The organism is Pseudomonas sp. FP2335, from assembly GCF_030687535.1.
GTDB lineage: Bacteria > Pseudomonadota > Gammaproteobacteria > Pseudomonadales > Pseudomonadaceae > Aquipseudomonas.
In genome coordinates this window covers 1272718-1296008 of record NZ_CP117437.1, presented here as the reverse complement: position 1 = coordinate 1296008, position 23291 = coordinate 1272718, and the positions used below count along the sequence as shown (strand labels likewise).

The window sequence follows — 23291 nt, the reverse complement described above, 5'->3', positions numbered from 1 at the left end:
CCCATGCCTACCCACCAACTGCTCAACGGCTTGTCGGGCAACCTGCAATCCAGCGAATCCTGGGCTCGCCAACAAGCTCTGGAGCTGATCCGCGAAACCCTGGCGCGAACGATGGGCAGCCTGACGCTGGCGCAACAGCGCGACTACGTCAGGCTGCAACGCGAAGCCCACCAGGCCCTGAAAGCGGTGGACCGCGAAAACACCGCGATCATCCAGGCCTTCAAGACCCAAGGGCTGGCCCAACTGAGCAGCAGGCTAGGCGGCCTGGACCCGCAAGCCATCCACCTGCACACCCGCTACCTGCAAGAGCTGCAACCACCGCTGCCGTGGGAACCCAGGTCCAGCCAGCCGCTGTCACGCCAGCGTCGCTTTCGCCGCGCCTACGATGAATGGAAATACCGCGCCCACGTCTCCACGCTGTCGCTGTGGGATGCGGCCTGCCTCAATTTTGACTTCGCCACCGCTGAGCGTCAGGCATCAGGGCACAGTTTTGTCGACGCGTCCTACCTCAGCGGCGCCGAAGGCCTGAAGCTGAGCGTCAGCGAGTTCATCACGATTGCCCGTGAACTGGACTTCGGCGGCCAGTTGGCGCAGCGCCTGCAACGGGCACTGGGCCCCGGCGGCGATCTGTACGCCACGCTGCAGGCCAGCGCCAAGGCCTGCCTGCGTTTCGAAGCCCTGGAGGCCTATCGCAATCGCGCCATCACCGGCGTGACCCGCGAGCACTATGACAGCCTGAGCGCCGCCATCGACGGTAGCGGCCCGGCATTGAAATTCGACACCCTGGGCATGAGCACCGGCATCACCGTGTTGCCCGCCGTCCCCTTCGTACCGTCAGGGCAAACCGTCCCGGTGCCCCTGCTGGTGATTCATGTGGGCAGTCGCGCGGTGCTGTCGTATTTCCCGTTCCGCCCCGGCGGTGCCCTGCGCTACCACACCGATACCCGTCAGGCGGCGGATGACTTCCTGCAACAGCTCAAGGACAGCCACGCCCAGGGCGACCTGGGCTGGTTCGCCCGGCAACTGCCGATGACCGAAATGCACGGGTTCAAGCGATTGCTCAAGGAGGCATCACGCCCCGTGGGCCTGAGCCCGACCGCCGGGTTCCTGTACGACACGTTTCACTGTCTGTTCCCACCGCACACCCTCGATAGCCTGCGCTTTACACCAGACCCCAAACATGGCCGCGAAGAAACCCTGGTACAGGCCTGCACATACCGCGAAGTGCAACGCTATCAAGCCAACCTGTCGACCCTCGCCACCCGTCGCTCGGAACGCGACCTGCAGGCCTTGATTGACGGCGCGGCCGCCATCGCCCAGGAAGTCCTCGAACTGTTGCTCACCCCCGTGCCCGGCGGTGTAACGGGCCTGAACCGGGTCATGCAGGTGGCAGTGTTCGGCAGCCTGGCCTACAGCATGATCGTGGGGATCAACGAAGCCGCGAGGGGGGAAGCCAATGAATTCGCGTCGGCCCTGGCCGACACCGCCGACCTGGCCATCAATGGCCTGTTGATCACCACCGCCGGCCGCGTGCATCGCCAGCGTATCGAGAGTTTGCTGCACCGGCTGGGCAACCCGCGAAAAATGCTCAAGGCCGACGGTACGCATGTGCTCTGGAAGCCGGACATCGGCCCCTACGCAATTCTCGACCAGCACCTGCTCGACGGCCAGGTCGCCAACCCCCAAGGCGTCTTCCCGGTCCACGGCAAGCAGTACGCCTGGCTGCAACAAAACGGCCAGCGCCGTGTGGTGGAGGTCAGTTACGACGCCAAGCTGATGCGCTTCGTGCTCAAGCAGGAAAACGACAGGCAGTTTGCCCCACCGATTCTGTTCAACCCCGCGCAACAGGCCTGGACCCTGGACCTGCACAACGCCCATACCCTCTCGGACATCCAACTGGCCGAGCGCATGCTGCCCAACGGCTCCACCGCCGTACCCCGGGTCGACATGGAAACAATGCTGCGCAGCACCGCCACCGACCGCGCAACCCTCGATAGTGTATGGAGTGGCCAGCCCGCACCGATCAACCTCACCGAAGGCGTAAGGCGCCTGCAGGCCGACCAGATCATCGAGCAGTTGATCAAGGACTTCCACCTTCGCGGCCACATGCCGCCCCACGCCGACGCTGCCGTATTGAGCCTGTTGACCCAGGTGCCCGGCTGGCCTGCCGACGTCAGCATCAACGTGCACGACCGGCAAGGCACCCTGCTCGAAAGCTATGCCGCCAACGACAACGGGCTTTCCCACACCATCGACCTGATGCGCCGCGATGATGGCACCTACGGCCTGCTGGCGGACCCCGCGACCAGCGTGCCCACCCGCGAGCAACTGTTCGAACTGATCCTCACCCAACAACCAGCCCATTCACGCTTGGGCAAGGAAGGCAGCCCGCACCTGACGCTGGCCCAGCGCATTGCCCGGGTGCGCCTGCAAATCAGCCAACTGGCACAGGCACACCGCATGACGCTTTTCGAGGCCATGACGCGCTATGACGGCTATGCCCGCGCTGAGTTGGCCGCCGATGAAAGCGCCCGGCAATTCTTGCCGATCAAGGTCGCTCCGCCCTTGGTGGAAGTGACCCCCGTGCTGAAAAAACTGCGCCGGCTCTACCCACCCCTGACCTCGGCCAACCTGCAACAGTTACTGCTGATCACGCCCTTGAGCAGCCGCGAGCAAGCGCAATTCCTGCACGATGCAAGCCTGCCCGCCTCGGTGCGGGAACACCTTGAACACCATCGCACCGCCCTGCGTATCGACGCCGTGATAGACGGCCTCTACCATCGCCGCGCCTTCAACCCCGACACCGACCAATGGGCCCGCGAGTTCACCGCGAGCCTGTTGCTCAATACCTTCGAGCGCCACTTCGTGGTCACCGACATGAGCCGCGGCACACCGTCCAATCGCTACGTTTCAAGCGGGCCCGACGACACCACTGTCGAGCTGTTGCACTACGGCCAGGGCCGCTACGAGGCCTACGACATGCGCAACGCCGGGCCGATTCCGGTGACACCCGGGGTCGACAGTTTCTACCTGGCCGTCGCCTCGGTGCTGCAACCGGGTGAACACCTGCAACTGGGGATGAAGAGCGCCAGTGATGCCCAGGGCCTGCGCAAAACCCTCGGTGATCTCATGAGCGCCCAGCGCAGCCCTGGAGGCCAGGTCAGCCTGCTGGATCAGTCCCTGGGCCAATACGAACAACGCGTCGTGCTGCCCCATGACCTCAAGCCCGACGCTGAAGGCATCTACGAATGGAACGGCCAGCAACTGCTGCCGCTCTATGGCTCGCTGTACCCGATTTTTTTCGACAAACGCCTGCGCAAATGGCGGCTCAGGCATCCGGAAAAAGTCGGGGTCGATACCCCCCGCCTGGAGCACAACCGCCGGGGCGCCTGGCGATTGTCGAATGAAAACCCGATGACATGGGATGACCACCGTCTGTTCTACCGCCTGGGGGCGAGCAACTTTCATGTCGACCAGGCCACCGCTGCGCGGATCATGCGCGTCACCGACACCCCAGCGCGGGCCTTGCGCGAAGTGCACAGCGCCGGCCTGCCGCCGCCACCGTTGCTGCAAGACACCAGCAAGCGGTTTCGCATCGAGCGGGAAATCCTGCAGTTCATCAATGCCATGACCGTCTACTCGGCCACCCGCAATGCGCGGCCGTCCCTGCAATTGCTGCTGGTCACCAGCTTACCGGCGTGGCCCGCCAGCCATGCGCTGCAGATCGTGGATGAGCAGGGTCAGGTAATCCGTCGCTATCCGGCCAGAAGCTCACCCGAAGCCAAGGCCATCCGCCTCACCGAAGCCGAAAGCCGTGGTCTGGAACCGCTGAATAACATTGCGCTGAACGATGACGTCAGCCGTGCGCTGCTGGGTACCTTGCCCGCCACCCAGGAGGAGCGTCTGTTCAAGCTGTCCAAACGCATCGCCGACCACGCGTGGCGCGAACGCGCGCAATTGTTCGACATCCTCTACGCCCAGAGCGAGCATGCCACGACACTGATCGAACGGCGCCTGCACGCCCACTTCCCGCACCTGCCTACCAGCGCGATCACCGCGATACTTGAACAAGCCACGCCCAAGGAACTCAAGCACTTGCAACAGCAGGACCAGGTCGGCCTGCGCCTGGCGGAACAGGCGCGGCTCACCGCCGACGATATGCGCCTTAACCGGGCGTACGAAGGCCTGTTCCTGGACACCCTGGCCAACCCCGACAGTGACAGGATCATCCTGCACGTGCTCAAGGATTTGCCCGGCTGGCCCCTGAGCCTGCGCGTGGACGTACGCCAAGCCAGCCTCTCCGGCCCGTTGCTAGGCAGTGGCGGGCATGCCAGCGCTGTCGACCGCCGCACGCTGGTCAAGATCGATGGCACCTACCAGGCCTATGGCCGCGAGGGACAACTGCTCAACGACCCCAGCGACAGCAGTGGCCTGATCAATAGCGTGGCCTCGCTGCTGACCGACACCGAACGCAGCAACCTGGGCCTGGACGACAGCGGTGACACAGCGCCGCTGCGCGAACGCATCGCCGACTTGGCCCTGGGCCAGCGCGTGGCAATCAAATCGCTGCTGGGCCTGGCGCATATCCCGCCGTGGTTGCAACCGCCGATGCCGGTGCACAGCACATTCCTGGCCTACCCGTTTTCCCTGCGCAGCCTCTGGCCTTTCAGCGGCCGCCAGCCAGTGGACCTGGTCAGCAAGGTCAAGGAACTCTACCCCAGCTTCAGCACGGCGGCGGCCAACGAATTGATTGACGGCCTGGGCATCAGCGAACCGGCGGCGCTGATTGAGCTGGAGCGGCGCAAAGCCGAGTACCAGACCCTGGAGTTCGAGCTCAACCGCTGGATCGAAACGCCCCAGGCCATCGACGACCCCGAGACCGACCCGCTGGGTTGGAACTATGGCCTACGCCGCAGCCTGGCCGAACGAATATTGCGCGCCTGGCGCCGGGAAACCCGCTCGGCCTATGAAAATGAATCAGGCCTTTTCGACACGCACCAACTGGTGTTGCGCCTGGACGGCAACGACCTGCCCGACCCGGCCTTCATCCTGAGCAACCGCGCATTCGAACACATTGAATACCTCAGGATCGACGGTGACATGCTCCCCACCATCGGGAACGCATTCCTCAGCAAGTTCACCGGCCTTACCCACCTGAAACTCGATTGCCTGCTCGGTGAACTTCCCCCCGCACTCGCCCAGATGACCCAACTGCAACAGTTGGATCTGAGCGACAACATGATTGCACTGACGGTTGAGTCCCGCCAGCACCTGGCCGGGCTCACACGCCTGGACGGGCTGTTCCTGGATGGCAACCCCCTGGGCCTGACGCCCGATGTCAGCCGGATGACCCGCCTGCGGGTGCTGTCTCTGCGCCAGACCAACATCGACCAGTGGCCCATCGGGGCCGAGAGCCGCAGCAGCCTGCGTAGCCTGCTGCTTCAGGAAAACCGCATCACCACTATTCCCGACGCGGTGTTTTCAGATGTGCGCATGGGCCCCACCAACCGCAACACCATCCTGCATGACAATCCATTGAGCGATGCCACGCTCGACAGGCTACGCAACTACCGCAACCGAACCGGCATCGTGCTGGGCGGCGCGCTGCCGGGCGTCCTGCATCAACAGGCGCAGGCCATTGACGTCAACCGATGGCTGACCGGCGTGCCCAGCGCCCAACACGCGCAACGTCAAACCCTGTGGCAACAGTTGCGCCAGCATGAAGATGCCAATCCGGACGACACCTTCCGGGTCCTGCGGGACCTCACGCAGTCGTATGCTTATCGGCGCAACCAGGCCACCCAGCAAGCACTCACCCGCCGTGTGTGGAACCTGCTCGACGCCATGGGCCAATCCACCGACCTGCGCAACCGGGTATTTCTCAATACCTACGTGGCCGGCACCTGCGGCGACGGCGCCATACTGGCGTTTATCAATATGGAAATTGAGCACCTGGTGCACCAGGCACGCAACCAGGCCGGCAGTGAGCAGGCCGACCGCCAATTGCTGGGCCTGGCCAGGAGCCTGTTCTACCTGCGTCGGGTGGACCAGTTGGCCGAGGCGCATATCGAGCGCCTGCGTGCAGCGGGGGTGGACCCGGACGATGCCGAGATCAAGCTCTACTACCGGCTCAAGTTGCGCGATGCGTTCGACCTGCCGATCAGACGTGAAGAGATGCTCTACGCGGTCGAAGAATGGGTGAGCGAAGACGACGTGATCCAGGCCCGGCAAACCCTGGAGGCACTCGGTCGGACCCAGGCGGCGCAGGAGTCGTTATTGATGGAGGACTTCTGGATCGAGTACCTGGCCCGCAGCTACCCGGAGCCCTTCTCGACCATCGACAATGTGGTGCGCCACCAGCTCAATGCGCTGAACCAGGAGATCAGCGACCGGCGTTCGGACGCGTACCTGGACCGACGCCAATCCCTGGTGGAGCTGGAAATTGCCGAGCGCAATCGCCTGGTGCGCCAGTTGACCGAAGCGGCGCAACTGGCACAAAAGGCGCACTGAAGCTTACGCCGAGCGCGGGGCGGCTTGGACGTTGGCGACCGGCTGCAACTTGAACACGTAGAACAGCACGGTCAGCAACACCAGAAACGCCGGCCCCACGTACAGCGCCACGCGGGTATCCGGGAAGTACGCCATCAGGCCCACCACCAGTACCAGGAAAGCCAGGGCCAGGTACGAACTGACCGGGTACAGCCACATGCGGTACTTGAGCCCTGCCTGCTCGGCCGGGCTCAGGCCTTTGCGGAACTTGAGCTGGGCCAGCAGGATCATCAGCCAGGTCCAGATCGCGCCGAAGGTGGCGATGGAGGTCACCCACACGAACACCTGGTCCGGCACCAGGTAGTTGAGCAACACGCCCAGCAGCAAGGCAAAGATCGACAACAGCAAGGCCTTGCGCGGCACACCGTTGCTGGAAGTCGTGCCGAACGTGGCCGGTGCCTGGCCGTTCTGCGCCAGGCTGTAGAGCATGCGCCCGGTACTGAAGATGCCGCCGTTGCAGGAGGACAGCGCGGCGGTGATCACCACAAAGTTGATGATGCCCGCCGCGGTCTTGATGCCCAACCGCTCGAACGTCATCACGAACGGGCTGCCCTGGGTACCGATTTCATTCCACGGGTAGATCGACAGGATCACGAACAATGCACCGACGTAGAACAGCAGGATGCGCCAGAACACCGAGCCGATGGCGCTGGGAATCGTCTTCTGCGGGTTGCGGGCTTCGCCGGCGGTGAGGCCGATCATCTCTACGCCCAGGTAGGCGAACATCACCATTTGCAGGGACATCAGCACGCCCTGCACGCCGTTGGGCATGAAGCCGCCGTGGGCCCACAGGTTGGAAATGCCCAGCGCCACGCCGTCGTTGCCAAAGCCGAAGGCGATGATGCCAACACCGCCGATCACCATGGCGATGATCGTGACGATCTTGATCAGGGCGAACCAGAACTCGAATTCACCGAACGCCTTCACGGCGATCAGGTTGATCGTGCCCATGCTGATCAAGGCGGCCAGGGCCCAGATCCAGCGTGGCGTGTCAGGGAACCACACACCCATGTACACCGCCACGGCGGTGATCTCGGCAACGCACGTCACCAGCCACAGGAACCAGTAGTTCCAACCTGTGAGAAAGCCCGCCAGCGGACCGAGATAATCTTGCGCGTAACGGCTGAACGAGCCGGCGACGGGGTTGTGCACGGCCATCTCGCCGAGGGCGCGCATGATCACCAGGATCGCCAGGCCGCCGATGATGTACGACAGCATGATCGCCGGGCCGGCCATTTCAATGGCCTTGGCCGAGCCTAGGAACAGGCCGACGCCGATGCAGGCACCGAGGGCCATCAGGCGAATGTGTCGTTCACCGAGTTCGCGTTTGAGCGGGCCGCCTTGAGCGGTCTCGCCATGGGGCAGTGGGTTGCCGACGGGCATAGGGGTACAACCTCATCTTGTTATTGGAGTGCCCGCCGTGGAGCGATCGCAGCGGGGCGTGCAGTATAAAAAGCCAGGGTTAGGGTCTTTCACTATAAAAACCGCTCAATTTAGTTAAAGAACCCGCAAAAATGTAACTTTACAGGAGCATATAACCTACCCGCAGCGACCAAACGTCGCAGCGCTCGCACAGAAACTTCCGACAAACAAAGCACAATTCCCTCACAACAAGCCCCCAGCGACTAAGCTTCCAGCAAGTCCGATCAATCTGCGTGCAGGATCAATCGACTATGGGCGCACTGTGGCAAACCGACTCGACCAAGGCTGCGAAAGTACACGGCAGTTCGGACCCAGCGCCTTCATCAAAAACCAGACCCAGGCCGCGCTACGCTTGGCGTTTGTTCTGGCTGATCGTACTGATGGGCTTGATTGCCCTGGGCGTGGCCGCCACCAAGGAGATGCGTACCTCGCGCCTGCAAGCCCAGGAACTCAGCCGCCTGGCGCGCAACCTCACCTATCAGGTCGAGCCCGGCGCCAGCGATGCCATCGACTACCCGGGTGCCGGGCCATTCGACCGGCGCCTGGGCTACAGCGACCTCGACACCTTCCTGCCGCGCCTGCTCAAGCGCGGCTACGTGATCCAGGCGCAGTCGCGTTTTTCCCCGGCGTTGATGGACTACAGCGCCAAGGGCCTGTTCGTGCCCTACGCGGAAAAAATCCAGGCAGGGCTGTCGATCACCGACTGTCGCGGCGCGCCGCTGTACACCTACAACTACCCGCAACAGCTCTACGCCAGCTTTGCCGCGATCCCACCGCTGGTGACCAACAGCCTGCTGTTTATCGAAAACCGTGACCTGCTCGACCCCGCCCAACCCCTGGCCAACCCCGCCGTGGACTGGCCGCGTTTCGCCAAGGCCGCGTGGTCGCAAGTCGCCAAGCTGCTGCACCTGCCGGGCCAAAGTGCCGGCGGCAGTACATTGGCGACCCAACTGGAAAAATACCGCCACTCGCCGGATGGCCTGACGGTGTCCGGCGGCGAAAAACTGCGGCAGATGTTTTCCGCCGCCGTACGCGCCTACCACGATGGGCCCGAGACCCTGGCGGCGCGGCAGAACATCCTGCGCGACTACCTCAACAGCGTGCCGCTGTCGGCGGTGCCGGGACACGGTGAAGTGCACGGCATGGCCGAGGGTTTGCGGGTGTGGTACGGCGCCGACTTCAACCAGGTCAACCAGGCGCTGTGGGGCCCGGTGAATGCCGAGCAAGGCCTGGCGCTGCGCGAGGTGCTGTCATTGATCATCGCCCAGCGTCGGCCATCTCATTACTTGACCAAGGGCCGTGACGAACTGGCGCAACTCACCGATAGCCACCTGCGCCTGCTGGCCCAGAGCGGCGTGATCGAACCCGCGCTGCTCAAAGCGGCACTGGCAAGCAAGGTCAGCTACCGCGACTGGGTGCAACAACCCACGGTACAACCGATCGAAACAGACAAGGGCATCAGCGTGGCGCGCAGCCGCCTCGCCGCCCTGCTCGACCGGCCGCTGTACGACCTGGACCGCCTGGACCTCTCGGCCACCAGCACCCTGCAAGCGCAATTGCAGGGCCAGGTCAGCGGCTACCTCAAGCACCTCGCCGACCCCGAGTTCGCACGCCAGATCGGTCTGCTCGGCGAGCGCTTGCTGACCGCCACCAGCACCGCCCAGGTGCGCTACAGCTTCACCCTGTTCGAACTGACCCCGGACGGCTCGCGGGTGCGCGTACAAACCGACAACACCGACCAACCCTTCGACATCAACGAAGGCAGCAAGCTGGAGCTGGGTTCCACCGCCAAGCTGCGGGTGCTCACCACCTACCTGCAAATCATCAGCGAGTTGCACGCCAAATACGCGGCCCAGGCCCCGGCCGAGCTGAAAAAAGCCAATGTGGATGAACAGGACCGCCTGAGCCGCTGGGCCGTCGACTACCTGATCCAGGCGCCGGACAAATCCCTCGCCCGGATGCTCGACGCCGCCCTCGACCGCACCTACTCGGCCAACCCCGGCGAGCGCTTCTTCACCGGCGGCGGCCTGCACACCTTCCATAACTTCCGCAGCCAGGACAACGGCCGCACCCCGACCCTGCGCGACGCCCTGCGCGAGTCGATCAACCTGCCGTTCATTCGCCTGATGCGCGATGTGGTGCGCTACGTCACCTATTCCGGCGAGAACAACAGCGCCGAGTTGCTCAAGGACGACAACGACCCGCGCCGCCAGGAATACCTCGCCGGTTTCGCCGACCGCGAAGGCACCACCTTCCTGCTCAAGTTCTGGAAGAAGTATCAGAAGAAGGACACCCAGGCGCGCCTCGACACCTTCCTCGACAGCCTGCACCCCACGCCGATCCGCCTGGCTGCCGTGCATCGCTACCTGCTGCCCAACGCCAGCCAGGAGAGCTTCAACCTGTTCGTGCGCTCACATATGTCGGGCGTCCAGAGCCCGCTCAAACTCACCGACGAACGCCTGGAAAAGCTCTACCAAGACTACGGCCCCGGCGCCTACGACCTGCCCGACCAAGGCTATATCGCCAAGGTCCATCCGCTGGACCTGTGGCTGCTGGGCTACCTGCTCAACCATCCCGACGCGACCTTCAGCGACGCCGTCAAGGCCAGCCAGTTCGAACGCCAGGAGGTCTACAGTTGGCTGTTCAAGAGCCGCCACCAAAGCGCGCGGGATAGCCGCATCCGCACCATGCTGGAGATCGAGGCGTTCCTGGATATTCATCAGCGCTGGAAAGCCGTGGGGTATCCCTTCGACCACCTGGTGCCGTCGCTGGCCACCGCCATCGGCAGCTCCGGCGACCGCCCGGCGGCGTTGGCGGAACTGATGGGCATCATCCTCAATGACGGCGTGCGCCCCAGAGTGCTACGCATCGACACCCTGCACTTCGCCGCCGGGACACCGTACGAAACCCAGGTGGTCAACGACCCGGCGCCCGGCAGGCAGGTGATCCCGGTGGAAGTGGCCAGGGCGTTGCGCGGCGCCTTGTCCCAGGTGGTGGACGCCGGCACCGCCAAGCGTGTCGCCGGCAGTTTCAAGCTGGCCGACGGCACGCCGCTGGCCATGGGCGGCAAGACCGGCACCGGCGACAACCGTATCGAGGCGATTGGTGCCGGTGGGCGCATCCTCAGTTCCAAATCCATCAACCGCACCGCGACCTTTGTGTTCTACCTGGGCGAGCACCACTTCGGCACGCTGACCGCGTTTGTGCCCGGCCAGTCCGCCGAGCACTTCACCTTCACGTCGGCGTTGCCGGTGCAGGTACTCAAGGGCATGGCGCCGATCCTGTTGCCGTATCTGCAACCTGACGGCCATACCCAGTGCGTGCCCTCAGTCGACGCTGAAAAACAGCTGGCGAGCCAAGGCTAGCCCGATCTGCGCACGCCGGATCTCGAGGGTTTGCTGCACTCGCCCGGTCTGCCCGGTGCGCATGCGCGCGAAGGCCTCGGCTTCGACTGCGGCCTGTGCCTGGCGGCCCAGGCGTTCCTGTTCCGGACTCTTGAGGTGAGCAGCGGTGAAGTGATCATCCGGGCCTTCACTGCGCCCGTAGTGAAAGTGCGCGAAGCACAACGGCTTGCCGGTGTGGACATCATTCACGGCATACACCTGCAAAAAATCATCGCCCTTGAGCTTTACCCGGGCGCCTTGGCGATGAACGCGCACTTCGTTGTGGCTATGCAAAAAAGCCACGTCGGTTTGGGTCAGCGTTTTATTGCGCGTGGCGCGCAAGCGTGCGCTCAGCCCTGCCGCTTCAAGCTTTGCCACCGCTGCCCGCAAGCTCGCCTCGGCCGTCCGCGCATTGGCCTGCTGCACCGCCGCCAGCCGCGCGTTGTCCAGGCCGCGCAGTTTTCGGCCAATGGCCTCGGCCGCCCATGAACGGCTGCGGGCCTGAGCGTCCAGTAGTTCTTGCAGGGATGCCGCGTCATTGGCCTTGTCGACCATCGCTTCAACATGAGCGATGGCTTTATCGGTTTCTCCCAGCAACAGGTTGGCCTTTTTCAACAGGCTATTGAGTTCGGGATCGGGCCGCGCGGGTGGTGTGACGTTTTCCAGGTCCCAGACGCCGTCCTCGGCCTCGGTGAATGAACCGATGACGCTGCCGGCCGCATCCAGCATCTGAGCGGTATCTACGCCTGTGGGTTCTGGGCTCATACGCGCTACATACAGGTCGTGATTGCGGGTGCGGATGATCTTGTTGCGCCGTTTGCCCGAGGTTTCAGATGGGGCTTTGAACACCTCTTGCGCCTGCGGCTGCAGCAACCCCGCCAGTTGTTGTTCCACGTTACGGTGCAGGGTGGCCAACAACTCTTGAAGCTGCTGCAGGTACGCGAGGTTGAACCTGTCCGGCTCCATGGCACGCCAGAATTCAATGCGATCATCGGTCTGCGCAAACACATGGTCGATGCTGTCGAGCAATTCAACGCGTTCAGCCTCGCTGCTGTGCACCTGCGACAACTCGGCTAGGGAGCGGCTGGCCCAGCGGGCACGGTCGACTGTGGTGCTCATGTTCTCGAAAAGATCATCTTCGAAGGGCAGGCCCGGCACGTCGATGGCCAGGCCCCATAACGTGGTGAGCTGCAAGGACTGCAGGTCGAGGACCGACGGGCGCACCGGCATCAATGCTGCCAGCGCCCGGGCCTTGTCGCGGCCGAGTCGGGGCACTTGGCGAAGCTCGTCGAGGTAGCGCTGTTCCAGGATGCGCCAACGAATCACCTTGTCGTGGATGACTGCCAGCTCACGCAGGCCCTGGTTCAGTTCGGCATGGGTCTGTTCGTCGCCGGCCTCCAGCAATGGTCGCAATTGCAGGTTGCGCAGATGCATGCGTGTGCGGCTGTCGGCATCCAACAACTGTATCGTCAGAATGATCGACTCCAGTATCTGGCTCAGTTCCTCTTCGTAGCGCGGCCGCGGCCCGTGGTCGCGCAAGCGCCTGAGCAGTTGCAACTCGTCCTGGCAAAGCTCCAGTTTTTCTTCCAAGGCCTTGAAGTAGCGGGCCTGGGCCTGAGTGCGCTGTTGCTCGGTGACTTCATCGGCGGGCTTGTTGGCCAACGTGCGGGCGAGTTCCATGGCGCCCTGGGCGCGAGCGCGTTTCTGTGTGGCCTGACGGTATTGGTTTTCAAGAACCTGGCGGTTGTCGACAGGCTCGATAGCGCCATCTCCGGCGCCACCGAGCAGGCGCAATTGCAGGTCAACCTCCCAGCGCCCTTGCCCCACGGCTTTGAGCCACGGCCCCCGGTGCATGCCATCCGCACTGATCACCCGCACGCGTCCATGTTCCATGCGCACGCGGAATTTATGCCCTTGCACCAGTGCATGCCAACGCGGTGGGGTGCGGTGTGTGTCGCGCACCAGTCCTTGCCAGGGCCCGCTGGTTTCAGCGCCTTCCAAGGCCACGGGCCAGGGCGCTGGAAAGCTGTGCAGGCTGAACCGTTGCAGGCGTGCCCACATCTCTGGCGTGAGGGTGTCGCGGGCATTGGCCCAGCCCGACGGCGCGAGGAACTGCGCAGGGGGCGCGATCCGTACAGGCGGCAGGGGCGTCGGTTCCGCAAGGGCCAACGGCGCAAATACCGGGTGCTCTACCTCCAGGTGGCGCCGCGCGTCATGGGGTGTGGCCTGGTGCGCCACGACCACCATCAGGTTGGCCAGCAGATCGATCAGTGCGGCATTTTTGGCCTGCTCGTCGGTGCCCTGCAAGGCGACGATGTCCTGCCGGGCGCTGTCGACCAACTGCACCAGCCACCCCACCAGCATCAGCGGCCCGGTGAGCAGGGGTTGCAGGGTGCCGAACAACAACCAGCCGACCTGCTTGAGGCTGGCCCAGCGCTGTTCGGCGTTCGACACCGTCTGACGCTCAGCCAGGCTTGCCAAGGCTTGAGCCATGGCCGTGAACAGGTGATCAGTGGGGTCGCCGACAAGCACTGACTTGCTCAGCTGTGCCGGTGCCGGTTGTTCATAACGCGTGAACTCATCGCCCTGCAGAAAATGCTGAGTGCGCGGCTCGTCAAACCCACCATTGGCGTAGACCGCCTGACGCTGGGGCGCCAGCCAGGTCAGCACGCTGTCTTGCAGCGCACCGGGTTGCCGGATCGCCTCGAACAAGGCATTCAGCGATGGGAACTCCTGTAGCGGCGGCTCGAACAAAGGCCGATAGAGCAAGTGGGGGCCGGCCTCGCCTTGCCGAGGGCCAATGATGAACATATTGGCCACTTCATCCGCCGTCGCCCCAGCGACGGCCTTGAACGCCAAGGGCCAGAATGCGTCGGACGTCGCACTGGGTTGCAGCGCAGCCCGCAAGCGGCGAAAACCTGCCTGGGTCAGCCCATGCTCACCCTTGATTTGCCATTCCAGGGCCTGCATCGGCAGCTGCACGCGCAATTGCACGCTGAACAATTGACGTCGATTGGGGTTACCAATCAATTGCTGTTTGAGCAATGCCGGATACCGCTGTCCGATGTCGGCCTCGGTCACGCAACGCTGGAGCAGCTCATAGCTCAACCAGGCGGGCGCAGGCTCGCCCTTGAGGCGAATCGCTTTGACGGTGTGGGCAAAGCCCACCAGGTTCTCGAGGGCCCACTCCGTCAGGCTGACGTGGAAGCGCTCCACCTGCCCGGCGATAAAACCTCCCGGCACCGGCACTGCGGCGGCAATCACCCGCTCAAAGGTCAAGCGAATATCGGCGGGGCTCAGCGCCGTGGCGCGTGCGTCCTTTCGCAAACAGGCTTGCAAGCGCTCGTTGGCATAGCCCTGCAACGAGGGGATACCGTCGAGAAAATGCCGCGCACCGCTGTGCTGGCGGGCGAGCACCAATGCTTGCAGCAATTGCGCGTAGGCGATGCACTGATCGGGCGTGGCATGGACCAGCCATAACGGCAGTTGCTCGCGCAACGTCTGCTGACGCGGACTGAGGGCCGCTACAAACCAGCGGCGGCTGTCGGTGATCATGCCCAGTAGCGCCTGATAATCCTCGACGGAGCGCGGCACCCGCGGGTCAAGCAACGCAATCTCTTGCAACTGCAACGCCAGGTAACTGGCCGCCAGCGCGTCGAAGGGATCGCCCTGCACCTCGACGGCGAACCATTGCCCGCCCGCGCCTGCAAGCAACGGGCTGGCGTAGGCCGGCAACAGCGCTGGCAGGCTGTCCGGAGTGTCCAGGCGCTGCACACCGCAGGCCGGGCTGAACAAGAACGTCTGCGTGGCAGTTTGCAGCAGGAGCAGCGCCAGCATCTGCACCGACGCCCCGCGGCGCAGGTGCAGCGTTTGTACCCTCAGTGCCGGGCCATGGGCCGACCACTCCCGATTGGGACGGCGGCCATGCAACGCCGACCTGGGAAAGACCCGGGCGAAGCACTCCGCGCTCATGCCCGGCGGCGGGGGCGAGTCGTAGAGCAACGCCAGCAACTCATCGGCCAGGTGGCCCCAACGCGTCATGTGCAACGGCAGCGGCTCGTTCCACCACGCTTGCAGACGCCGTGAAAAAAACCCCAGCAGGCGCGCCCCGCAGCGGTTGATCAGGCCTTCCAGCTCCGCCAGGCTTGGGCCGCCCGGCGCATAGGTTTCCCGGACTCGCTGCACCACATGCTGGTAGCCCTCGGCCAACAACGTGGGCCGCGCGGCTGCCAGACGCGCCATCACCAAGTCGGGCAAGGAACGATACGGGCCGTCGGGTGTGGCCAGGTAAATCAAACGCGCAGAATAATTGCGTCCCGCACAGTACTGGTCCAGGTAGGCCTGGGCACAGTCTGCGGCGACGGTTGTCAACGAGGGAGGGTCGTCGAACAGGTTCAGCACCTGTTCGATATGCACCTGGCGCATGGCCGCCGGGGGTGTCGAAGTGAGAGTCATCGGGGTTTCTCTATCGAGGGTAAACGCCAGACCCTACTCGCGCGCGCACTGCGACTCGCACTACACAAATACCGCCCCGTCGCCTGTCGCTCAAGCCGTTAATACCCAAACAACGACTTGCTCTCCAGGTATTCTTCAAACCCCCACTCACCCCATTCCCGGCCATTACCCGACTGCTTGTAGCCGCCAAACGGCGCGGCCTGGTCGGCCCGGGCACCATTGAGATGGACCATGCCGGTGCGCAGTTGCCGCGCAACCCTGCGGCTGCGTTCGAGGCTGGTCGAAGTGACGTAACCTGACAAGCCATAAGGGCTGTCGTTCGCGATGGCTATCGCCTCGGCTTCGCTGTCGTACGGCATGATCGCCAGGACCGGGCCGAAGATTTCTTCACGCGCCACGAGCATGTCCGGGGTGACGTCGGCAAATACCGTAGGTTGCACGTAGTACCCGCGCTCAATCCCCCGTGGTCGTCCCAGCCCTCCGGCGATCAATCGCGAACCCTCGGCGATGGCCTGAACGATCATGGCCTGAACCCGCTCAAACTGCAGGGCGTTCGCCACAGGGCCGATGGCGCAGGTCGGCTGGCTGTCGTCGAAACACACCTGCGCCAGCACTTCCTGGACGATATCAATCACGGCCTGTTGCTGCGCGCGCGGTACTAGCAGGCGCGTCGGCGCATTGCACGACTGGCCACTGTTACGGATGCACGCCTGTAACCCGTGACGCACCGCGCTAGGCAGATAGGCGTCGTCGAGCAGAATATTCGCGGATTTGCCGCCCAGCTCCTGGGACACACGCTTGACTGTATCGGCCGCCGCCTTGGCCACTGCGATGCCGGCGCGGGTCGAGCCGGTAAACGACACCATATCCACCTCGGCATGGCTGGCCAGCGCAGCGCCAACCACCGGCCCACTACCGTTGACCAGGTTGAACACCCCCTTCGGCACCCCGGCCTCATGCAGGATTTGCGCGACGATATGGGCCGACAACGGCGCACACTCACTTGGCTTGAGTACGACGGTGCAGCCCACCGCCAGGGCGGGTGCGAGCTTGCAGGTGAGTTGATTGAGTGGCCAGTTCCAGGGGGTGATCAGGGCGCACACGCCGATAGGCTCACGCACCACTAGCGTCTGGCCCACGCGGCGTTCGAAGCGATAATCGCGTAGCACTTCCAGCGCCTGCACCAGATGGCCCAGGCCTGCCGGCACATGCGCACTGCGGGCCAGGGACAGCGGCGCGCCCATTTCCAGGTGAACCGCTTCGACCAGCGCTTCGCTGTGGAGTTTGTAGGCCTGGATAATGCGTTGCAGCAGGTCGACACGCGCCTCAAGCGAACTTGCTGCGAACCCGGCAAACGCTTGCCTGGCCGCGCCGACTGCGCGGTCCACATCGTGGCTGTCGCCAAGGCTGATGCGCGCAACCACCTGCTCGGTGGACGGATTTACCACGGGCTCAATGGCCGTGCCGTGAGGCTTGACCCAGGCACCGTCAATGTAGAACTCAAACAGATCCGACATACCTTGGACTCCCTTCAGGCGACGTGTTTCAGGGCACTGGCCAGGGTGTCGAACACCTGGGCGATCTCCTGCGGGCTGATCACCAGCGGCGGCGAAATCACAATGGTGTCGCCCGAGCCGCGTACCAGCACGCCGTTGTCGAAGCACCACTGCGCAACCTCGCTGCCACGCGCACCGGGGAAACCAGGGCGCGGCTCGAGTTCGACCGCGCAGAGCAAACCGATCGCGCGTACGTCCAGCACCGGGCCGATGCCCTGCAGCGCGAGTGCGGTCGACTGCCACAGCCCACTCACCGCGCTGACGTGCTGGTTGATGCCCAGTTCACGATGCACCTCGAGGGTGGCCAACCCGGCCGCACACGCCAGTGGATGGGCTGAATAGGTGTAGCCGTGCATCAGTTCGATGACATTCTGCGGCCCGGCCATGAACGCTTCATACACCGCTCCACTGACCAGCACGCCGCCCATGGGCACGGCGCCGTTGGTCAGGCCCTTGGCGGTGGTGATCAGGTCCGGCAGTACGCCGAAGGCTTGCGCGGCAAAGGGAGCGCCGACGCGACCAAAGCCCGTGATGACCTCGTCGAAAATCAACAGCACGCCGTGCCGTGTGCAAATCTCGCGCAAGCGTTGCAGGTAGCCTTGGGGCGGCGGATAAACCCCACCGGAGCCGGTCACCGGCTCGACAATCACCGCGGCCACGGTGCTCGGGTCCTGGATGTCCAGCAGTTGTGTCAGCGCATCAGCGTAACTGGCGCCCTGCTGCGGCTGCCCGACGCTGAAACGCATGCCCGCGTCATACGGCAATGGCAGGTGCGAGACCTCCCCCAGCAGTGGGCCAAAGTCACGTTTCTGGCGGCCGATACCGGATACCGACAGCCCACCGAAACCCATGCCATGGTAGCCCTTGGCACGCCCGATAAACTTGGTACGGCGGCAATCACCACGCGCCTGGTGATACGCCCGCGCGATCTTCAGCGCGGTATCCACCGCTTCAGAGCCGGAGTTGGTGAAGAACACCTGCTCCATACCAGCGGGGCTGACGTCGATCAAGCGCTCGGCCATTTCCAGGGCCTGGGGGTGGCTCATCTTGAACGACGAGACAAAGTCCAGGCGCCCCGCCGCTTCGCGAATGGCTTCGACGATTTTCGGCTGGCCATGCCCGGCATTCACGCACCATAGCCCCGCCATTGCGTCGAGTACGCGGCGCCCATCGGTGGTGGTGTAGTGCATACCCTCGGCGCTGGCGAACATCATCGGTTGTTGCTGGAACTGGCGCATCGGCGTAAATGGCGCCCAGAACGCGCCCCGCGCGGAAACTGAAGGGTTGGAAAGATCGGTCATGGCGACTCCTGCAAAGCGATGGTTGGATGGCCGGTCAGCGTCGGGCGCTGCAATGGGCCTGCGTTTACGTTGACGCTGCGGTCCACGTACAAGGTGCCGTGTTCGAGACGGCAGGTGACCCGATCACAAAACGCCGTCTCGACAAACTGCCAGGTCATGCTCAACACCCCGTCTTCGGTCCAGCGCGCCTGCGCCACCACCGGGGTGAGTTGCGGCTGGTATTGGTGATGCAGATAGTGGCCGGTCATGCTGGTCTGGGTTTCGATGCCGGCGCTCAGCCCGGCACGGATGCAATGGGTGCCACGGGGGTCGGTGAGGTAAAAGTCACAATGCTCGGGCCCGAACTCCAGGCGCACTTGGCTGACTTGGTCTTCGTTGGCCTGCATGACAAACGTACCGCTGAATTGAGCCTGGCGCGGCGAGCTCGCGGCGCCAGACATGATCGGCCGCTGTTGACGCGCCAGCAGCGCCGCCAGCCCGGCATCCAACGAGCCTTCGCTGGGTACGTCCAGCGCGGGCAAAAGATGCTCCCAGAGCAAGCTGTGCAAGCGCCGCTCGCCCAGGGCAAGCCCCGCGGTAAACGCAATCACAGTGTTATGGCGAGGTAACACAATGCACTGCTGGCCAAACACGCCGGAGGCGTAATACCCACCGTGCAGGGTCATCCACCACTGGAAGCCGTAGCCTTCGCGGCGCGTGACAGAGGCGTCGCTGGACTCGTCGCGGCTCAGGTAGCGCTTGCCATCGAAGGCGCCCATCCATACATCATCGACGTGCCCACGGGTCGCTTGGGCCACCCATTCCCGGGACAACAATTGCTGCCCCTGCCAATGGCCGTGTTGCAAGTGCAATACGCCGAACTTGAGCAAGTCTTCGGTGCGGCAACTGAGGCCATTGCCACCGGTGTTGAAACCGTCAGGTGCCAGGTCCCACTCGATGGGGCCCATGCCCATGGGTTGGAAAATACGTGCGTTGCACAGCTCGAACGCCGTCTGACCACTGACCACGCTGACAATCGCCGAGAGCATGAAGCTCGACGCACTGCTATAGATAAACCGGTGCCCTGGCGGGTCTTCGACCGGCTCGTTGAGGAACAACCGCACCCAACTGTCACTGCGCCCACGCCAGGCGCCACCCGAGATGCCCTGGCGATGGCCGGTGCGCATTGTCAGCAAATCCCGCACGGTCATGGCCGCCAGGTTGGCGCTGATGGATGCCGGGCAATCGGCGGCAAAAAAATCCACCACCTTGGCATCCAACGACAGCGCGCCGTCATCCACCAGCAGCCCGACGGCCATGGACACCCAGCTTTTGGTCGCCGAATGCTGGACGTGCAGGCGTGCGGCGCAATAAGGCGCCCAAAACGCTTCAGCTACCACCGCGCCATCGCGGTACAGCATAAAGCTGTGCAACTCCAGGTCCGCAGCGTTCACCGCTTCGATGAAATCACTTACGCCACGCGCCGATACGCGTTGTTGACTGGGCGATGCCCGCCGCAACGGCAAACTCGTCATCTGATCTATCCCCTCATTTCCACTGCTTGTGCGTGCAACAGGCTGTGCCTGTTGCACGCCATTCCCGCTACCAGAGCGCCACGGTGTAGCCCAGGATCACTCTGTTTTCGTTGGTGTCACGGGCGAAGTTGCTCGTGGCGCTGGCGTTCTGCCAACGCAGCGAGACATCCTTGAACGTGCCGCTCTGCACCACATAGCCGAGGCTCACGTCCCTCTCCCATTCGCGTCCTTCGCCGTTAAAGCCAATGACCTTGGCGTTGTCACCCTTGGCATACCGCGTCGAGAACAGCAGGCCCGGAATGCCCAGCGAGGCGAAGTCATAGTCATAGCGGGCATGCCACACGCGCTCGCCGGTCTGGGAGAAGTTGGCCAGTTGATACTCGGTGAACAGGTAGGTGTTGGTGCCGTCCACATAGGTGAACGGCGTCGAACCGTACTGTTCCTGGTAACCGCCGCTGAGGTTGTGGCCGTAGAGGCCATAGCCGATGCGCGTGCTCAACGCCCGGTTGTCCACCTTGCCGGCCAGGGCCGCAGCGTCTTCACTGGCGCTGAAGTAGCGGACATCGGTCTTGAACGTGCCCGGGCCCCACTTGAAGCTGTTTTTCAAGCCCAGGTAATGCTGTTGGTACAGGCTTTCCAGTTGCGCGAACTGGTAGGTCACGACGGTCGTTGGCGTGAGTGCGTACTCGCCACCGGCGTAGCGAAATTCATCGCTTTTCGCGCTGCTTTTGTAAGCGCCGTACTGGCTGGTAAGCCCCATATCTTCGTAATGGGTTGAGTCGCGCTGCTTGACCTGGTCCAGTTGGCCGGCGGTCAGTGTCAGCTTGTCGATGTCCTTGGAGGTCAGTGCAGTACCGCTGAAGCTCTGCGGGAACAGGCGGCTCAGGTTCGGCTGCAGCGTCGGCAGGTCAGGCACCATGTAACCCACGCGCAACTCGCTTTTGCCCAGGCGCGCCTTGCCGGTGAGGCCCAGTTTTGAGTAGTTGTCATGGGCTCGGCGGGCGTAGCTGGGGGAGCCTGGCTCGGCCGTGCTGGAGCGTGCCAGCAGCCCGGTACCGGAGTTGTCAGGGCTGGAATCGAGCTTGATACCCAACATACCCACAGCGTCCAGGCCAAAGCCCACGGTACCGTCGGTAAAGCCCGACTCGAGCTTGAGGATAAAACCCTGCGCCCACTCGGCACGCTTGTTCTGCCCGCTGGACTCGCGGTAGTCGCGGTTGAAGTAGTAGTTCTTCAACTCCAGCGCCGCTTTGCTGTCGGCGACGAAGTCGGCCTGGGCAAACAAGGGCATGAAACCGGCGCCCATGACGCTGGCACTGGCGACAACTTTGTTGATGCGGTTATTCATGTGTAGGTTCCTGGCAGACAGGTTGAATGGGGTTGTTTTTGTTTTCTTCAGCCATGGCTTCGCCCGCTTCGCAAATCGTCGATTTGCGAAGGGTTGGGTTTCAATGCCGTGGCCTGGGGTGCAGCAGTACCTAAATCACACTGGCACGGAGGCGGTAACTGCCGTCCGCACGTTTCTCCAAGGGGCTGGCCGCGGCGAGTAGCCGACGGGTGTAAGGGTGTTGTGGGGCGTCGAAAATCGTGTCACGCGGGCCCATTTCGACCACTTCGCCCTGGTTCATCACCGCGACACGGTGGGCGATGCGTTCCACCGCCGAGAGATCGTGGGAAATGAACAGGCAGGCAAAGCCGTATTGGCGCTGCAAGCGCTCGAACAGTTCGAGGATCTGCTTCTGGATGGTCATGTCCAGTGCCGAGATCGGCTCGTCGGCAATCACCAGTTTGGGCCGGCGCACCAACGCCCGGCCAATCGCCACGCGCTGGCGCTGGCCACCGGAGAGCTGATGGGCAAAGCGCTCGCGAAACTGTTCGGGCAAGCCCACATCAACCAGCGTGTCGGTGACCCGCTGACGCTTTTGCGCGGCCGTCAGGGCTGGTTCATGGCGCAGCGGCTCGGCGAGGATCTGCCCGACGGTCATGCGCGGGTCGAGGGACGAATACGGATCCTGGAAGATCATCTGGCATTGCAGGCGATGTGCCCGGTTGGCGGCTTTGAGGATGTCCACTCCCTGGAACAGGATCGCCCCGGCACACGGGTTGACCAACCCGACGACCGCGCGCCCGAGGGTGGTCTTGCCCGAACCGCTGCCACCAACCAGGGCCAGGGTCTCGCCCGGCGCGATACTCAGGTTCACCGAGTGCACCACGCGCTTGGGCACGCTGCGCCCCCAGAAACTGCGCGGCCCCGGGTGTTCGATACACACATCCCGGACCTGCAACAACGCGCTGTCGGCCGCCGGCACTGGCACCAGTTCCCCGCGCCGTGGCAGCGCTTCAAGCAGTTGCCGGGTGTATTCGGCCTTGGGGGCAAAGAGGATGTCTTCGATACGACCCTGCTCTACTGCCTTGCCCGAGCGCATCACCACGACTTTGTGGGCGTAACGCGCCACCAGGGACAGGTCGTGACTGATAAACAGAATCGCGGTGCCCTGCTCGCGGGTCAGTTCCAGCATCAACTCGATCACGTCCAGTTGCGCCAGGCAATCCAGGGCCGTGGTGGGTTCGTCGGCAATCAGCAGTGCCGGGCGCAGCAGCATCACCGAGGCCAGCATGATCCGTTGGCGCATGCCACCGGAGAACTGGTGCGGATAGGATGCCAGGCACTTTTCGGCGTCCTTGATGCCGATGCGTTGCAGCATGGCGATGCAGCGCTCATGGATCGTCGCCGCATCCAGCGTGGTATGCAGTTTGAGTGCCTCGCTCATCTGCCGGCCGATGGTCAGCGCGGGGTTGAGCGAGACCATCGGTTCCTGGAACACCATGCCGATGCGTGCACCCCGCACTTCACGCATGGCCTTGGCATTGCTGCTGTCCAGCGCCTGCCCCTGGAAGATGATGCGCCCACCGCACACCTGCATCGGTGCTGGCAGCAAGCCAATGGCAGCTCGCGCGGCCATGGTCTTGCCGCTGCCCGACTCGCCCACCAGTGCGACGATTTCGCCGGGGGCCATGGTGAAGCTGAAGTCATCAACGGCCAGCGGACCGTCCACGCCGACGCGAATCTGTAGATTTTCAACGGCCAGTAAAGGCACTGGAACGCTCATG

At 63.6% G+C, this 23291-nt stretch carries 9 protein-coding genes; 2 read left to right on the top strand and 7 right to left on the bottom strand.

The genetic code is table 11. The features are described 5' to 3' along the window. Positions 1-3 precede the first annotated feature (3 nt). Complete coding sequence (locus PSH81_RS05590; protein ID WP_305392137.1) at positions 4-6510, top strand: NEL-type E3 ubiquitin ligase domain-containing protein; 6507 nt, start codon at positions 4-6, stop codon at positions 6508-6510. 3 nt (positions 6511-6513) lie between these two features. Here PSH81_RS05590 and PSH81_RS05585 read toward each other — a convergent pair whose 3' ends face one another. Continuing rightward, the gene (locus tag PSH81_RS05585) at positions 6514-7932 is read right to left on the bottom strand and encodes an amino acid permease (protein WP_226455972.1); all 1419 of its coding nucleotides are present in this window, start codon (positions 7930-7932) and stop codon (positions 6514-6516) included. 290 nt (positions 7933-8222) lie between these two features. Between PSH81_RS05585 and PSH81_RS05580 the strand changes: the two genes are divergently transcribed. Further along, positions 8223-11336 carry a transglycosylase domain-containing protein gene (locus PSH81_RS05580; protein WP_305392136.1) on the top strand — a complete coding sequence of 1038 codons (3114 nt, stop codon included), beginning with the start codon at positions 8223-8225 and terminating at the stop codon, positions 11334-11336. Here the strand turns inward: PSH81_RS05580 and PSH81_RS05575 are convergent. The 6 genes from PSH81_RS05575 to PSH81_RS05550 form a co-directional block, all read right to left on the bottom strand. Continuing rightward, entirely contained in the window at positions 11298-15809 is a 4512-nt protein-coding gene (locus PSH81_RS05575) for a hypothetical protein (RefSeq protein ID WP_305392135.1), read from the bottom strand. The two genes, PSH81_RS05580 and PSH81_RS05575, sit on opposite strands and share 39 nt — an antisense overlap. A 98-nt stretch (positions 15810-15907) precedes the next feature. Then, a complete protein-coding gene (locus tag PSH81_RS05570; RefSeq protein ID WP_305392134.1) occupies positions 15908-17326 on the bottom strand; it encodes an aldehyde dehydrogenase family protein in 1419 nt (472 codons plus the stop codon). 14 nt (positions 17327-17340) lie between these two features. Further along, positions 17341-18666 carry an aminotransferase class III-fold pyridoxal phosphate-dependent enzyme gene (locus PSH81_RS05565; RefSeq protein WP_192297377.1) on the bottom strand — a complete coding sequence of 442 codons (1326 nt, stop codon included), beginning with the start codon at positions 18664-18666 and terminating at the stop codon, positions 17341-17343. Then, entirely contained in the window at positions 18663-20180 is a 1518-nt protein-coding gene (locus tag PSH81_RS05560) for a serine hydrolase (protein WP_305392133.1), read from the bottom strand. Before PSH81_RS05560 ends, PSH81_RS05565 begins: the two co-directional genes overlap by 4 nt. Before the next feature lie 67 nt (positions 20181-20247). Then, the gene (locus PSH81_RS05555; protein WP_192297381.1) at positions 20248-21528 is read right to left on the bottom strand and encodes an OprD family porin; all 1281 of its coding nucleotides are present in this window, start codon (positions 21526-21528) and stop codon (positions 20248-20250) included. A gap of 130 nt (positions 21529-21658) precedes the next feature. Continuing rightward, complete coding sequence (locus PSH81_RS05550; RefSeq protein ID WP_192297383.1) at positions 21659-23290, bottom strand: ABC transporter ATP-binding protein; 1632 nt, start codon at positions 23288-23290, stop codon at positions 21659-21661. Position 23291: the final 1 nt, after the last annotated feature.

Excerpts from the sequence above, each read along its gene's own strand:
- PSH81_RS05590 (WP_305392137.1), top strand. The coding sequence starts at position 4 with ATGCCTACCCACCAACTGCTCAACGGCTTGTCGGGCAACCTGCAATCC.
- PSH81_RS05585 (WP_226455972.1), bottom strand. The coding sequence starts at position 7,932 with ATGCCCGTCGGCAACCCACTGCCCCATGGCGAGACCGCTCAAGGCGGC.
- PSH81_RS05580 (WP_305392136.1), top strand. The coding sequence starts at position 8,223 with ATGGGCGCACTGTGGCAAACCGACTCGACCAAGGCTGCGAAAGTACAC.
- PSH81_RS05575 (WP_305392135.1), bottom strand. The coding sequence starts at position 15,809 with ATGACTCTCACTTCGACACCCCCGGCGGCCATGCGCCAGGTGCATATC.
- PSH81_RS05570 (WP_305392134.1), bottom strand. The coding sequence starts at position 17,326 with ATGTCGGATCTGTTTGAGTTCTACATTGACGGTGCCTGGGTCAAGCCT.
- PSH81_RS05565 (WP_192297377.1), bottom strand. The coding sequence starts at position 18,666 with ATGACCGATCTTTCCAACCCTTCAGTTTCCGCGCGGGGCGCGTTCTGG.
- PSH81_RS05560 (WP_305392133.1), bottom strand. The coding sequence starts at position 20,180 with ATGACGAGTTTGCCGTTGCGGCGGGCATCGCCCAGTCAACAACGCGTA.
- PSH81_RS05555 (WP_192297381.1), bottom strand. The coding sequence starts at position 21,528 with ATGAATAACCGCATCAACAAAGTTGTCGCCAGTGCCAGCGTCATGGGC.
- PSH81_RS05550 (WP_192297383.1), bottom strand. The coding sequence starts at position 23,290 with ATGAGCGTTCCAGTGCCTTTACTGGCCGTTGAAAATCTACAGATTCGC.